The organism is Dactylosporangium salmoneum (assembly GCF_039532525.1).
Classification (GTDB): Bacteria; Actinomycetota; Actinomycetes; order Mycobacteriales; family Micromonosporaceae; genus Dactylosporangium; species Dactylosporangium salmoneum.
This window is the reverse complement of the sequence record NZ_BAAARV010000074.1, coordinates 131,981-144,891: the sequence shown is the minus strand read 5'-3', so window position 1 is coordinate 144,891 and position 12,911 is coordinate 131,981. Positions and strand designations below refer to the sequence as shown.

At 70.0% G+C, this 12,911-nt stretch carries 10 protein-coding genes and 1 pseudogene; 5 read left to right on the top strand and 6 right to left on the bottom strand.

Annotation, left to right across the window (positions count from 1 at the left end):
- Window positions 1-4 precede the first annotated feature (4 nt).
- The gene (gene pqqB, locus ABD352_RS38310; protein ID WP_344617458.1) at window positions 5-868 is read left to right on the top strand and encodes a pyrroloquinoline quinone biosynthesis protein PqqB; all 864 of its coding nucleotides are present in this window, start codon (window positions 5-7) and stop codon (window positions 866-868) included.
- 147 nt (window positions 869-1,015) lie between these two features.
- Here the strand turns inward: pqqB and ABD352_RS38305 are convergent.
- Window positions 1,016-1,462, bottom strand: a pseudogene (locus ABD352_RS38305) (SRPBCC family protein); the annotation flags it as partial.
- 77 nt (window positions 1,463-1,539) lie between these two features.
- A complete protein-coding gene (locus ABD352_RS38300; protein WP_344617457.1) occupies window positions 1,540-1,695 on the bottom strand; it encodes a DUF6131 family protein in 156 nt (51 codons plus the stop codon).
- A 358-nt stretch (window positions 1,696-2,053) separates the two neighbouring features.
- Here ABD352_RS38300 and ABD352_RS38295 point away from each other — a divergent pair, with 358 nt between their 5' ends.
- A complete protein-coding gene (locus tag ABD352_RS38295; RefSeq protein ID WP_344617456.1) occupies window positions 2,054-2,239 on the top strand; it encodes a hypothetical protein in 186 nt (61 codons plus the stop codon).
- Window positions 2,240-2,366: 127 nt separating this feature from the next.
- Here ABD352_RS38295 and ABD352_RS38290 read toward each other — a convergent pair whose 3' ends face one another.
- Window positions 2,367-2,786, bottom strand: coding sequence for an ArsR/SmtB family transcription factor (locus ABD352_RS38290; RefSeq protein WP_344617455.1), 420 nt, complete (start codon window positions 2,784-2,786; stop codon window positions 2,367-2,369).
- 443 nt (window positions 2,787-3,229) lie between these two features.
- Between ABD352_RS38290 and ABD352_RS38285 the strand changes: the two genes are divergently transcribed.
- Both ABD352_RS38285 and ABD352_RS38280 read left to right on the top strand, forming a co-directional pair.
- Window positions 3,230-4,963 (top strand): ABC transporter permease, encoded by a 1,734-nt coding sequence (locus tag ABD352_RS38285; protein WP_344617454.1) that lies wholly within the window; start codon window positions 3,230-3,232, stop codon window positions 4,961-4,963.
- Window positions 4,964-5,023: 60 nt separating this feature from the next.
- The gene (locus ABD352_RS38280; protein WP_344617453.1) at window positions 5,024-6,349 is read left to right on the top strand and encodes an ABC transporter ATP-binding protein; all 1,326 of its coding nucleotides are present in this window, start codon (window positions 5,024-5,026) and stop codon (window positions 6,347-6,349) included.
- Window positions 6,350-6,413: 64 nt separating this feature from the next.
- On the opposite strand, the gene ABD352_RS38275 is transcribed toward ABD352_RS38280, so the two are convergent.
- From ABD352_RS38275 to ABD352_RS38265, 3 genes are all read right to left on the bottom strand, one after another.
- A complete protein-coding gene (locus tag ABD352_RS38275; RefSeq protein WP_344617452.1) occupies window positions 6,414-7,406 on the bottom strand; it encodes a cytochrome c oxidase assembly protein in 993 nt (330 codons plus the stop codon).
- A gap of 270 nt (window positions 7,407-7,676) precedes the next feature.
- Complete coding sequence (locus ABD352_RS38270) at window positions 7,677-8,072, bottom strand: VOC family protein (protein ID WP_344617451.1); 396 nt, start codon at window positions 8,070-8,072, stop codon at window positions 7,677-7,679.
- A gap of 377 nt (window positions 8,073-8,449) precedes the next feature.
- Window positions 8,450-8,632, bottom strand: a complete 183-nt coding sequence (locus ABD352_RS38265; protein ID WP_344617450.1) for an antitoxin — start codon at window positions 8,630-8,632, stop codon at window positions 8,450-8,452.
- 626 nt (window positions 8,633-9,258) lie between these two features.
- Between ABD352_RS38265 and ABD352_RS38260 the strand changes: the two genes are divergently transcribed.
- Entirely contained in the window at window positions 9,259-12,885 is a 3,627-nt protein-coding gene (locus ABD352_RS38260) for a discoidin domain-containing protein (RefSeq protein ID WP_344617449.1), read from the top strand.
- The last annotated feature ends 26 nt before the right edge of the window (window positions 12,886-12,911 follow it).

Genomic DNA, 12,911 nt, shown 5'->3' with positions numbered 1-12,911 from the left:
GCTCATGCGGGTCCGGCTGCTCGGCACCGCCGCGGGCGGCGGCGTGCCGCAGTGGAACTGCGCCTGCGACGGCTGCGCCCGCGCCCGCGCCGCCGGCGTGAACCGCACCCAGGACTGCGTGGCGGTCAGTGGCGACAGCCGCGCGTGGTTCCTGCTCAACGCATCGCCCGACCTGCGCACGCAGCTTGCCGCCACACCCGAGCTGGCGCCTGGCCCGGGCCGGCGGGACACACCGCTGCGGGGCGTGTTGCTGTCAACGGCCGAGCTCGACCACACCCTGGGGCTGCTGACGCTGCGCGAGGCGAGCGCGCTGACGCTGTACGGCAGCGGCTGCGTGCTCAACGCACTTGCCGGGCCCTTCCCGATGCAGCCGATCCTGGCGCAGTACACCACCCTGCACTGCACGGCCATCGAGCCGGGCGCCGCCATCGACCTGGACGGCGGCCTGCGCGCACAAGCGCTGACCGTCGGTTCGAAGCGACCGCGGTACGCCGAGGGCCTACCCGGCGACGACTGGGTGCTGGCATATCGCATGAGCGACCCGCGCACCGGAGGCGTCCTCGTCTACGCCCCCTGCCTGCCGGCCTGGTCCCCTGCGTTCGCGGAGCTGATCGCGGACGCGGGCTGCGTCATCCTCGACGGCACATTCCTGCACGAGGACGAGCTGCGCCGCTGCACGGGCGGGGGCGGCACCGCGACCTCGATGGGCCACCTGCCGATCGAGGTCTCCGAGCCGCTGCTGCCACGCCGGACCGAAACGCGGTACATGTACACCCATCTCAACAACACCAACCCGGTCGCGGTGCCAGGGACCGCGCTCCGGTTGGCCGCCGAGGTCCCCGCGGACGGTACGTCCTTCGAGCTGTAGGCAAAAGGGGCCGGTGGAGAACATCCACCGGCCCCTCCGCGCGCGGGCCTACCTGCCCACGTCCGGGCGGCGCGGAACACCCGGAGGACGTGGGGTGCCTGGAGTGCCTGTGGCGCCTGGGGTACGTGTCGTGCCTGAACTGCCCGGGACCTCACTGCGCCACTCGCCGGTGGCGCCGCCGCGCTGTTCGATGAACTCCTTGAACCGCTTGGTGTCGGCCTTCACCTGCCGTTCGTCGATGCCAACGGCGCTGCCGGCCTTCTCGACGATGCCCTCGGGCTGCCAGTCCAGCTCGACGGTGACGCGGGTGTTCTGCTCGTCGAGGGGCTGGAAGCTGACGACACCGGCATGCTTGGACTCGCCGCTGGTGCTGCGCCACGCGATGCGCTGATCGGGGCGCTGTTCGGTGATCTCGGCGTCGAACTCGCGGCGGACCCCGGCAATCTTGGTCACCCAGTGCGTGCGGCGGTCGTCGAGCTGTCTGATCGACTCGACGCCGCTCATGAACTGCGGGAACGACTCGAACTGCGTCCACTGGTCGTACGCTGTGCGTACCGGGACGTGGACCTCGATGGTGTCAGTGACCGTGCTCATGAGCACACCTCCTCGATACCGCTGTCATGCAGATGGTGTCCGCTGGCTTGAGCGGCTGACGTCCGCCGACCGCACCGTCACCAGTAGTGGCGTCTCCCGGCGATGGGTCGTCCGATGGAGCCGAGCAGGAACAGCACCGCCCCGATCACGAGCAGGATGATCCCGATGGTCGTCAGGATTGTGATGTCCAGGAACACGCCGAGCAGGAGCAGGATGACGCCGAGGATGAACATGACGTACCCCTAAGTGATCGAAGAGTTGTTGGGGCGTCCGGAGCGCTTGCAGGGCCACCGGCCCCGAACTTCAACGGGTGGGGCCGACCGCCTTGGTATCGCTGGACCCCGCCTGTGTGCGCTGGGCATGTCCTCGTGCGCTGGCATGATGACAACCTCCTGCCTCACCACTTCCCGGCTGCCCGTTCCAGGGCGAGCCAAACGAGCGCCGGGAACAGGTTCGTGCGGCGGCGCGCAGAATCTCGGCCGGGGTGACGGACAGCAGCGGTGGCGCTGCGACGGCCGGCCCGCGCAAGGCGCCGGGTGATGGCCCCGCTACGGCGCATCACCCTTCGGCACGGTCTGCAAGACTGCGCGCATGCACCAGCGTGTCGCCACGACCGCCTGGCCGGTCGGCACCGCGCCGGCCCGGCACGGCGCGCTGGGGCTGCTCGCCGCTCTGGCCGTCCTGCCGCTGCTCTGCGGCACACCCGCGGCGGCGTACGCCCCGGCACCTGGCCCTGGCTCGGCGCCGGCCCGGCCCCGCTCGGAAGCGCCCTGCTGATGGTGCACGCGGTGCACCGCCGTGCCTGCGCGCTGCGGGCAGGGCCACGATGGCGTGGACGTCCGTCCGCACTGTTGTGGCGGGTGATGTACCGAATGATCAGCCAAACCCGGCCGATCCGAACCTGTCACGTCTCGGCGGCGCGCGGGCGGCTTCTGGCGGGCCGCGCCCGCGACGCTGCGGTTCGTCGCACTGCGGCTGCCGCCGTGGTTGTGATCGGTGTCGCCGACGCCGTTGGCCGCGGTAGATCCAGCTCGCCTGACACGTGCCCGCCCACCACGACGAGCTGGTCCAGGAGATCCGCCAGGTGCGGCGTGGCGGCGCGGTAGAAGATCCGGGTGCCGTCACGGCGGGAGTCGACCATGCCGGCCTCCCGCAGCTTCGCCAGGTGCTGGGACACCGCCGCCACGTGGGCGTCAACCAGCTCGGCCAGCTCACTGACCGAGTACTCACGCGTCGACAGTGCCCAGACCAATCGCAGTCGGGTCGGCTCGGCCAGTGCCCGCAGGACGTCCATCATCGGCCCGAACTGTTCTTGCGCCACCACGCAACAAACCTAGCGGCTGACCCGCCGCCAGCCAACATGGCACGCATCGGCCCCCTGCCGTCACGCTCTTCCTGGCCGTTACCTTCGGTTCTGCTGGGGTGACAGGACGCGCTCGGCCTACCGCGGTGGGTGCTGTGAGATAACCCGTAATTGCGCAGGGACGCAAATAGGTGGCACACTCATGACGGCCCCTACTGGACCGGCTGGAGGAGGTGACTGGGCATGCGGAGTTGTGATCCTCCCTCCAGTCGTCGTCCCCGGCCGGGAAGCGCCGTCTGACGTTCGGCGAGCCGCCGGGGATGCCCTCGATCTGACGTGTCTGCGCGTCCTTGCGCCGTCATGTCGTCGCATTGCGTGTTGGTCGGGCGGGCTGCCTGATTTCACCGCCTCCGGGCGGTTCCCGTGTCGGAAATCCTCCCCATAGGGGGCTGTTCATGCTGTCCATGAAGCGCGTACCACGCGCGGCGTCGACGCTGCCGTGGCTGCGCACCCGGTTCGGCTGGGTCGACTGGGTCGTCGCCGCCGCGGTGCTGGTGCTGTTCTACGTGGTGTTCCGGGTCGCCGAGGGCACCACGGTGTCGTTCACTCCCGAGCACGTCGCTGTCGACACCAACCCCGCCCGGCTGCCGTACTACGCCGGCCGGAGCCTGCTGCGCATGTTCGTCGCGCTCGGCGCCTCGACTGTCTTCACGTTCGTCTACGCGTATGCGGCGGCCCGGTCGCGGCGGCTGGAGAAGATCCTCATCCCCGCGCTGGACATCCTGCAGTCGGTGCCGGTGCTGGCCTTCCTCACCGTCGCGATCGGCGCGTTCATCGCCCTGTTCCCGCACTCGTTCATCGGCCTGGAGCTCGCCTCGATCTTCGCGATCTTCACGTCCCAGGCGTGGAACATGACGTTCAGCTTCTACCACTCGCTGATCACGCTCCCGCGCGAGCTCGACGAGCTGTCGCGCAGCCTGCGCCTGACTCGGTGGATGCGCTTCTGGAAGATCGAAGTCCCCAACGGTGCCATCGGCCTGACCTGGAACGGCATGATGTCGTTCGGCGGTGGGTGGTTCTTCCTCGTCGCCTCCGAGGCGGTCACCGTGGCCAACTCCGAGTACGCCCTGCCCGGTGTGGGCGCCTACGCGGGGGCGGCGATTGTGCGGGGCAACCTGCGCGACGTGTTCCTGGCCATCCTCGCCATGGCGATCATGGTGATCGGCGTCAACTTCTTCTTCTGGCGGCCCATGACCGCCTGGGCGGAGAAGTTCAAGCAGGAGCAGTCCGAGGCCACCGAGATCCAGCGTTCCGTGGTACTGGACTTCCTGCGCCACTCGCACTGGCCGCAGATCCTCGCCCCGGCCAGGCGCACGATCACCGGCTGGCTCGGGCGGGCCGGGCGCGTCTTCGGCACCGACGACCGGCCACTGCGGGTCAGCGACACCCGCCGCCGTGCCGGCGACATCGGCTTCGCCGCCGCGACGATCGCGTTGATCGGCTGGGGCCTGTACAGCCTGCTGCGCTACCTGCACACCACCACCGGACTCGGCGTGTTCCTGGAGCCGCTCCTGCTCGGCCTGCTCACCTTCGGCCGGGTGATCGTCCTCGTCGCGATCGCCACGGTCGTCTGGGTGCCGATCGGCGTCCGCATCGGGTCAAGCCCGCGGCTGGCCCGCATCGCTCAGCCCGTCGTGCAGGTCCTCGCCTCGTTCCCGGCGAACTTCCTGTTCCCCCTCGCCACCTGGCTGTTCGTCAGGACCAGCCTGTCCATCGACATCGGCGGCATCCTGCTCATGGGCCTGGGCGCGCAGTGGTACATCCTGTTCAACTCGATCGCCGGGGCCATGGCCATCCCGACCGACCTGCGCGAGGCCACCGACAACCTGGGCGTGCACGGCTGGCAGCGCTGGCGCCGGCTGATCATCCCGGCGATCTTCCCCTACTACGTGACCGGCGGCATCACCGCCTCCGGCGGCGCCTGGAACGCCAGCATCGTCGCCGAGGTCGTCGGCTTCGGCGGCACCACCCTCACCGCACACGGCCTCGGCGCGTACATCGCCCACGCCACCGAAGCCGGCAACTACCCGCAGCTCATCGCCGGGATCGCCGTGATGTCGCTGTACGTGGTCGGGCTGAACCGGCTGTTCTGGCGCCGGCTGTACCGGCTTGCCGAATCCCGTTACTCGCTGGCCTAGACCGCGCCGGCCCACCCCCCCAAGACTTGAAGCTGCAGACTGTTGAAGGACGCGACCACCATGACGATGCAGAAGACGAACGAAGTGCTGCTGGCCACCGACCGGCTGACCAAGTCCTACGCCGGGGCCGACGGGGAACTGCCGGTGCTCGCCGGCATCGACCTGCAGATCCGCGAAGGCGAGATCGTCGGCCTGCTCGGCCGGTCCGGCTCGGGCAAGTCCACGCTGCTGCGCTGCCTGGCCGGCCTCATCCCGCCGAGCGCGGGCGCGGTCAGTTACCAGGGCGCCATGCTGACGGGCTCCAACCCCGGTACCGCCATGGTCTTCCAGACCTTCGCCCTGCTGCCCTGGCTGACCGTCCAGCAGAACGTCGAACTCGGTCTGGAAGCACGCGGCATGCCCGCGGCCGAACGCGCCCAAGCCGCGCTGAAGGCCATCGACCTCATCGGCCTGGACGGGTTCGAGTCCGCCTACCCCAAGGAACTGTCCGGCGGCATGCGCCAACGCGTCGGCTTCGCCCGGGCCCTGGTCGTTGAGCCGGACGTCCTGCTGATGGACGAGCCGTTCTCCGCCCTCGACGTTCTGACCGCCGAGAACCTGCGCGGCGAGCTACTCGAGCTGTGGTCGTCCGGCCAGTTCCCCACCAAGGCCATCGTCGTGGTGACCCACAACATCGAGGAGGCCGTCATGCTGGCCGACCGGGTGATCGTCCTCGGCTCCCGGCCCGGCATCATCAAGGCCGAATACCGCGTGGACCTGGCCCGCCCACGCGCCCGCGACGGCAAGGAGTTCGACGACCTCGTCTCCACCATCTACGCCACCATGACGGGACGCGAGCGCGAGCTCACCCCGACCGTACCCACTCCGCGGCGTACCCCCGCCAACACGCCCCTGCCACCGGCCAGCGTCGACGGGCTGTCCGGCCTGGCCGAGATCCTGGCCATGCATGACGAGCCGGTCGACCTCGCCGACCTGGCCGACGAGCTCGGCCTGGACGTCGACGACCTGTTCCCGCTCGTCGACGCCCTGGAACTGCTCGGCTTCGCCGTCGTCGACACCGACGGCGTGGCGCTCACCGACGTCGGCGCCGAGTTCGCCGGCGCCGACGTGCAGACCAGCAAGGAGATCTTCGCCGCCACCGCCAGCGAGATTCCCCTGGTGCGCACCATGCTCACGAGCCTGCAACGCACCGACGGCGGAACTCTGCGGGTCGGGTTCTTCCGCGACCTGCTCGCCCACCACTACACCAGCGAACAAGTCGCACAACAGCTCGACGTGGCCACCGACTGGGGTCGTTATGGGGAGCTGTACTCGTACAACGCCATCGACGAGGAATACGAGCTCGACCCCGCCCAGCGGGCGACAGGCAAGGAGCAAGTCCGTTAGTCAGCACGTGGCCACACGTGGCAACGGCGGCGCCCAGGTGTCGATGTTGTCGTGCGCCGTCGGTTCAGTCGTGCTCGCGCCGCTGGAATTGGGCTGCCCGGTCGCCGAAGACCGAGGCGTCCGTCTCCCACCAGGGGCGGCCGAGGCCGTCGCCGGGGTCCTCGGCGCCGGGCGAGCCGCTGCCGCCGGCAGCGACGGTGTCCAGCGCCGCGTCGACGGTCCGGGCCTCGCGGGCGTCGGCCCGGACCCACTGCAGCAGGAGCAGGGCGAGGAACGGGACGTCGACGGCCTCCCCGATGCACCAGAGGAAGTCGCCGCCGAGCTGCTGGTCGTGCAGGAGGCTCCCGCCCCAGGGCCGGCCGAGGGCGGCGAGGTACGCGCCGGCGATCACGTGGGTGTCGAGCCGGACAACGATGCCGGGCACGGCGTCGGCGAGCAGCTCGATCAGCGCGAACATGAGGGCCAGGAGATACGGGACGGGTGCCGCGATGGTGTCGGCCTCCCAGATCGGCACCAGGACGGCCAGCCCGGCCAGCAGCAGTGCCAGGTGACTCACGGAAGCCAGCAGCGGATGCTGCAGCGTTGCCTGGTACCAGGGCGTGAAGAAGATCAGGAACGGGATCACGGCGAGCAGGAACGGACTGATCACCGGCACCGTGAACAGGCGGGCCGCTCGGCTGTTCAGGACCGCGTCGAGCCGCGCCGACCCCGCCGGCCCGAGGGCGGCCTTGGCCAGGCCGATCGGCCGGCCCAGAGCGAGCAGCAGCGGGACCACCATGAGCAGCGCGACCACCTGCAGCGCGTACGCCGAGAACAGGACCGGTGCGTAGACGCCGAGCCAGCCCATCGTGGTCGCGGCGAGACCGACCAGGCCCAGGCCGAAGAAGGCGGCGGTGCGCGTCGCGGGCCAGTGCCCACCGGCGCGGCGGACCCGCCACACACCGATCAGGTAACCGCCTGCCACGACCACCACGGCGGCCAACACCAACGGGTCGGCGTGCCATGTGCCCGGTGCGGCGGCGAAGCTGGGCGCCGGCGGCCCGCCATAGCTGATCACGCTGAGTACCTCCCGCCGGACGCGCCGCTATCCGCGTCCGATGCGCCAACTCTATGCGCAGCGGAAGGCGAGGCCGTCGGCGACCAGGCGAGGCGGCGGCGCCCGCGCGTGCTCGTGCGCCGCTCGGCCGGCAACGCGGGAAGGAGTGCCCATCTGCCCGGTGGGCGACAGAGCAGCGCCCGGGCGGCCGCCGCCAACGTTGCGATGAGTGAGGTCTTCTCGGCAACGTGACGTTGCGGTGTGTGACGAGGTGCGGGCGCCGCTCGTGGCCTAGGTCTGCGGTGCCAGGGTGCGCAGGACGTCGAACTCGTTGCCCTCGGGGTCTGCCATGACCACCCAGCTTCGGTCTGAGCCCTGGCCCACATCCGCCTTGGTGGCGCCGAGGCCGAGTAATCTGGTCACCTCGTCCTCGGTGCTGCCGTCGATTGGGCTGACGTCGAGGTGAAGCCGGTTCTTCACCGTCTTGCCCTCAGGTACCTGGACGAACAGCACGGTGGGCGGCATCTGACGGGCCCGAACATCCTCGACGGTTGGCACCCACGAGCCGATCTCGACCTTGCCCTCGCTCCGGTCGATCACCTTGAAGTCCAGGACCTCGCACCAGAAGGCCGCGAGTCTCTCCGGATCGTGGCAGTCAACGGTCAACTCGGTGAACCTACTTGTCATGACGCTCCCAGGTAGTGCGGACGGGGCTCAGAGTATTGGCCGGGCCGCCCGTCCGACAGGCCTGCGAAGATCACGTTCCGGAACCCAGGGGCTTCACGCTTTGCCCAATATCACCTACACCGCAACACTCGCCGTCGGCAGGAGACCGCCGCCGAGCCGACGAGACCAGGCGCCCGGTCCACGACGACGTCTCCCACGACAGTGCATCCCCGAGGCAGTTGGACCGGCAACGATGCACGAATGTCAGGCAGTCGCTGGCGCCCAGCGTGACCCAGCCGCTGTGGGTGGTCGTCGCGGTCGCACCGTCTGGCCGGCGGGACCCGCCGAGCTGCGCGAGCTCGGCGGCGCCCTGAGCCTAGCTGCAGGTGGCTGATGCCCTACTTCGTCGTGTCGCCTTCTCCGGTGTGTTCCTTCGCCGACTGGACCCCCTTCTGCACCTGATCGGTGTACTTCTGATCAGTGCGCCGGTCGACCTGCTCGCCGGCCTTGTCCAGCCCCTCGTCGACCTTGTCGTCGTGCTTGCCGAGGAATTCCTTCGCCTTGTCCACAATCTTGCTCACGGCCGATTCCTCCTGCCGTCAGTGGTGATGTTCGACGTTTCGGCGACTGCTTGCCCGGCAGCCTCCGGCGGCTGCCGCTTCCACGGTAGCGCGGACGGCCACTGTGCCAGAGCATGAACGACGGGCGGGAGCGCTCGTCCCTGGCCTGAAGTCACTCGCTCGCGGTCACTCCTTGCTCGTTTCGTGCGCGCCGTACCGGGCCGTCCGCGTCAGCCCGTCACCAGGTATCTGGCTTACGGCTAGGTTTCGTAACGCCTACGAGCCGTGGAAATGGCCGATGGCCGGCCGCCCAGAACGGACTTTTCAGCATGATCCGCCACCGCATGCTAATTCGTATTAGTGTCTTGACACCGTCCGATCGGAACCGAGAAACTCATTGATCGTTCGTCCGATTTTTCGATCGGACGGAGGGTTGGGGAGTTTGAGTTTCTGAGTATCGAGGCGGTGGGCAACCCTACTCCTGGTAAAGATGGTCGATAGGGCATTAGTCCTTTGTGGACTATCGTCCAGCATGCCGGGGTGCGCAGCGTGGCGAGCGGGTCTCGGATCGTGCTGCATATCGGCATCCAATGGGAGTTCCCGCTCCAAGAGCTCGGGTTCGGGTCAGTCACTTGAAAGGGCAATACATGCGTCGTCTGCTCTCGGCCCTTGCGACATCCGCCGCGTCCGCGGCGCTCGTCGTGACCGCCGCGCTCGTCGCCCCGGCAGCGGTCGCTGACGACGCCCCCGCCTTCGGCGCCCCGGACGCCATCGCCGCCGACTACTACGGGGCACTGCTGCGCCACACCCGGTGGGTCGAGACGGTGTGGGACCCGGCCGCGGGTGCGTACCAGCTGACGGACTTCAACTTTGCGGTCGTCCTGGGCAACGCCGTCCTGCTCACCCACGGCAACTACGACGCCGACCTCGCGGGCGTGAGCAAGGACGTGCTGCGGGCGCAAACGCTGGCCACGATCAAGAAGTTCGCCGCGGACAACCGGCTCGTCCGGGCCAACGGCACGTGGGGCAAGAAGCTCTTCTGGGACTCGACATTCGAGTCGTACTTCCTCGACGCGGGCCGGCTGCTGTGGAACGACCTGGACCCGGTCACGCAGGCGAACCTCAAGACCATCGCCACAGGCCAGGCGAAGTACACCGCCGACCTGAACTTCGCGCAGGACCCGCTGTCGGGCAGCTGGGACGCGCGGTGGCCCGACGGCGCCTACCAGGGAGACACGGCGCTGGAGGAGTCCGGCGTGTACACGCAGGCGCTGTCCCCGGGCGTCGCGTGGGCGCCCGACGACCCCGATGCGGGGCGCTGGGCCGACCAGCTGAACACCTGGGGCCGCAACGCGGCCGGGCAGCCGACCGCGGACCGCAACAATCCGGCGCAGGTGGGCGGAGCGCCGATCTCGAGCAACACGATGCACAACATCAGCGACACCTACCTCGTGGAGAATCACGGGACGTACGCGCCGCACTACCAGTCGGACATCTGGCGGTCGGGCGGCCGCAACTCCATCCAGTTCATCCTCAACGGCCAGCCCGTGCCCGAGATCCTGCTGCACCAGCCGAATTCCGCGGAGCTGTGGAACTCGCTCCAGCTGGACATGTCGGCGCAGGGCGAGCCCTTCATGCCGATGGTGGCCGACCGCGAGTTCCTCTACGGCCGCGACGTGATCCCGCTGGCGTTCGTCGGCCAGGTCCTGCGCCGCCCCGAGGCGGTGACCGCCGAGAAGCACCTGGCCGCAGGCCTGGCCGCCTACCAGGCGTACGCGCCGGCGAACCGGCTGACGAAGTTCTCCGGCGAGGCGAAGTACGAGCCCGAGGCGCGCGCGGAGATCGCGATCTCCTACCTGCTGCACGACTACGCAGCCGGCTCGGCCGCCGGGCCCGTGCAGCCCCTGACCGACGCGCAGGCCCTCGCCGCCGCCGCGGGCGTGCGCGACCACGGCGCGGGCGCGGGGATCGTCATGCAGCAGACCACGAAGGCGTGGGCAGCCGCCCTCAGCAAGCCCGGGTACGTCAAGTTCCCGTGGGTGCCCGGTCAGGACTCGTGGCTGTTCCAGGTCTCGGGCACGACACCGTTCCTGTACCCGTCGACGAGCGCGAAGGTCGCCTCCCGCGACGTCACGACGTACGTACAGCCGCGCGACGGCTTCGACGGCACGGCGTCGGTCTTCCAGGTCGGGTCCGGCTACGCGGGGCAGGTGACGCTGCCGACGGGCGCGGCGGTCTACGCCTCCACGGGCGCCGGAGCCGACGACGGCATCGTCTCGGTCCGCAACCTCAACATGAGCGGCGCGTTCGGGCTCAACGGCTCGCGGAGCTACACGACGGCCGAGGGCACCACCACGGTCGCCCCGCAGGCCAAGATCCCCGCCGACCCGGCCGACGCGAAAGCCGCCCGCGTTGACGACCTCACGTTCGACGCGCCCACCACCGCCCGGTACGTGCGCATGCTCGGTCAGCAGGGCAACGCCAAGTACGGCTACTCCGTGTACTCGCTGCACGCGTACGGCCCCGGCGACGGTGCGGCGACGCCCACCGACGTCGCGGCCGGTAAGCCGGCGACGGCGTCGAGCGAGGACGTCGCGACCGGGTACACGGCTGCCCATGTTACTGACGGCAACCCGTCGACCCGCTGGGCCGTCTCGGTCGCCGAGCGCACCCGGCCGGACTCCTGGCTCCAGGTCGACCTGGGAGCCCCGACCAAGCTGGACTCGGTCCGCATCGCGTGGGAGTCGGCGGCCGGCGCCCGTTATCTGGTCCAGGTCTCCGACGATGGGCAGACCTGGCGCACGGCTGCGGCCTACGGCAACGCTCCGGCGGACGTCAACGTCGCGCGCCTCGACACCCTGGACCTGACCCCGCCCGGGCAGACGGCACCCGCGCCGGTCACGACGCGATACGTGCGGATGCAGGGGGTGCGGGGCAACGCCCAGTACGGCTACTCGCTGTACCACTTCCGGGCGTTCTCGCCCAACGGCACGGACCTCGCGGCCGGGCGGCCGGTGACGGCGTCGAGCGTGGAGAACGGGCTCCCCGCGAGCGCCGTCACCGACGGCAGCCCGACCACGCGCTGGGCCGTGTCAAAGGCAGACCGGCTCCGGGGCGACTCGTGGATCCAGGTCGACCTCGGCGGGCCCACCGCGCTGTCGCAGGTGCAGCTCGGCTGGGAGGCCGCGGCGGGGGAGGAGTACATCGTCCAGGCCTCGGCGGACGGCGTCACCTGGCAAGACGTCGCGCGGCACCGGGAGACCGGCAACCGCGTGCTCGAGTCGGGCGGCGGCTGGATCTCCGTCGAGAACAAGGGCGGGTTCGTCGTCCGCGGCTCCAACGCCCCGATCACCGTCGCCCGCGCGAGCGACACCCAGCAGGTGATCCGCCTCGCCGACGGCGGCCAGGGCCCGCGCCTGATCGAGATGGTGCCGGGCGCCGCCACCGCAACGGCCGCGCAGTCCGCGCGGCCCGAGCCGACGACGTCGAGCCCCGCCACGCAGGCCGCGCTGGTCGACGGCTTCCTTGTCGTCTTCAACCTTTCCGGCGCCGGGGTCACCACGGCGGTCACGATCCCGCACGACGGCGGTGCTGTTCCGCTGTACGCCGGCACGCAGCGCGTAGGGGCGACGTCCTCTGTGCTGGACGTGACGCTCCGCCCGGGCTCGGCCGTCGTGCTCGCCCCACGGGCCACCGCGGTCACGCCGGGTAAAGGGACGGCCCCGGACGGACTGACCGCCGTGGTCAACGACGCGCGCACCATCCAGGTCTCCTCCCACGGCACCGTCCGCTCGGTGCTGCTGCGCAACCTCGAGACCGGGGAGGTGCTGGGCGCCGGCCTGCCGCCGACCGGCATGGTCAAGACGGTGTCGTACGCCTCCGCCCACCCGTACCCGGTCGCGGACCTCGCGCTCGGCACCGAGACCTTCCCCGCGTCCGTGCTTCCGCAGGGCATGACGTCGCCGTCCCTCGCCGTTGACGGCCAGCCAGGCACGGCCTGGGTTCCGGGACCGGACGGGCGCATGGTTGTCGATCTGGGGCGGTCCGCCGCGATCGGCACGGTCAGGCTGACCTGGACCGGGGCGCAGGCGCCGGCGGCGAAGGTGTCGGTCAGTGACGACGGCCTGACGTTCACCGACGTCGGCTCGGTCGCGGCGGGCACGCAGCTGGGCTCGGTCAAGCTGGGCGTCACGGCGCGGTACGTCGCCGTGACCACCACGTGGCATCCGGGCGACGCCGGGCTCAGCACGCTGGAGGTAGGCCCGGGCGCATAGCGTCACCGAGTTCGAGTACAGCTGGG

What these genes read in the sequence shown, in the direction of transcription:
- ABD352_RS38300 (WP_344617457.1), bottom strand. Translation starts at nt 1,695, where the DNA reads ATGTTCATCCTCGGCGTCATCCTGCTCCTGCTCGGCGTGTTCCTGGAC.
- ABD352_RS38260 (WP_344617449.1), top strand. Translation starts at nt 9,259, where the DNA reads ATGCGTCGTCTGCTCTCGGCCCTTGCGACATCCGCCGCGTCCGCGGCG.
- ABD352_RS38295 (WP_344617456.1), top strand. Translation starts at nt 2,054, where the DNA reads ATGCACCAGCGTGTCGCCACGACCGCCTGGCCGGTCGGCACCGCGCCG.
- ABD352_RS38285 (WP_344617454.1), top strand. Translation starts at nt 3,230, where the DNA reads ATGAAGCGCGTACCACGCGCGGCGTCGACGCTGCCGTGGCTGCGCACC.
- pqqB (WP_344617458.1), top strand. Translation starts at nt 5, where the DNA reads ATGCGGGTCCGGCTGCTCGGCACCGCCGCGGGCGGCGGCGTGCCGCAG.
- ABD352_RS38280 (WP_344617453.1), top strand. Translation starts at nt 5,024, where the DNA reads ATGACGATGCAGAAGACGAACGAAGTGCTGCTGGCCACCGACCGGCTG.
- ABD352_RS38270 (WP_344617451.1), bottom strand. Translation starts at nt 8,072, where the DNA reads ATGACAAGTAGGTTCACCGAGTTGACCGTTGACTGCCACGATCCGGAG.